The following is a 980-nucleotide window of genomic DNA, read 5'->3' on the forward strand; positions in this document are numbered from 1 at the left end:
GTCAGGCGCTTGCCAATCAGCTTGGGTTTGCCAACTCATATCACCTACTAGCGCATACTCTAAATTCATGACACCTAGACGGTGCAGACAATCCTAATAAACTAAGCCCATTAGCCAACACTTGACGTACCGCTTTAGATAGGCGCAAACGTGCTTGCATCAAATCAATCTCGCTTTGGGTTGGTGTTTCACCTGACGTTAAGCTCACAGGCAAAATACGATTGCTGTCATACCAGCCATGAAACAACGCTGCTAACTCTTTTAGGTAGTTGGTTAATACATGAGGCTCGTAACCTGTCGCAGATCGTAACAATGTCGCAGGATATCCTGCCAGCAATTTAATAAGCTCATCTTCATTGGGAGCGGTGAGCAGATTTTGATGCTCCAAACCAATTGTATCGTTTACCACAAGCCCATTATTTTGTAGCTTCTCCAATACTCGGCAAACACGTGCATGTGCATACTGAATATAATAAACTTGATTGTCCTTACTTTGCGATTTGGCAAGCTCCAAATCAAAATCAACGTGTACTTCAGGCTTACGTGCCACGTAATAAAAACGTGCCGCGTCATTACCTACTTCATGACGTAGCTCACGTAGAGTGACAAATTTACCCGAACGTGATGACATTTGCACTTTTTCACTGCCACGCCATAGAGCCACAAATTGTACGAGGACTACATCAAGACGTTCAGCGTCGATACCAAGCGCCAATAATGCTGCTTTTACTCGCGGTACATATCCATGGTGATCTGCACCCCAAACATTGATGACCTTATCGAAACCACGCTCAAATTTGTTCTTATGGTAAGCGATATCAGAGGCAAAATAAGTCGTCTGACCATTGGCACGGCGTACCACACGATCTTTTTCGTCACCAAAATCAGTCGATTTAAACCAAATGTTGCCGTCTTTTTCGTACAAGTAGCCTTTTTCATCTAATACTTGTAGAGCAGGCTCAATCTCGCTGTCAATCGAT

Annotated in this window: 1 protein-coding gene; it reads right to left on the reverse strand. The window is 43.8% G+C overall.

The genetic code is table 11. From position 1 onward, the window contains the following. Nucleotides 1–40 precede the first annotated feature (40 nt). Nucleotides 41–980: arginine--tRNA ligase (locus ACS8FD_RS17210; RefSeq protein WP_439276745.1), on the reverse strand; the 940-nt coding region annotated here is incomplete at its 5' end.

It is taken from the genome of Psychrobacter sp. 1U2 (assembly GCF_051847575.1).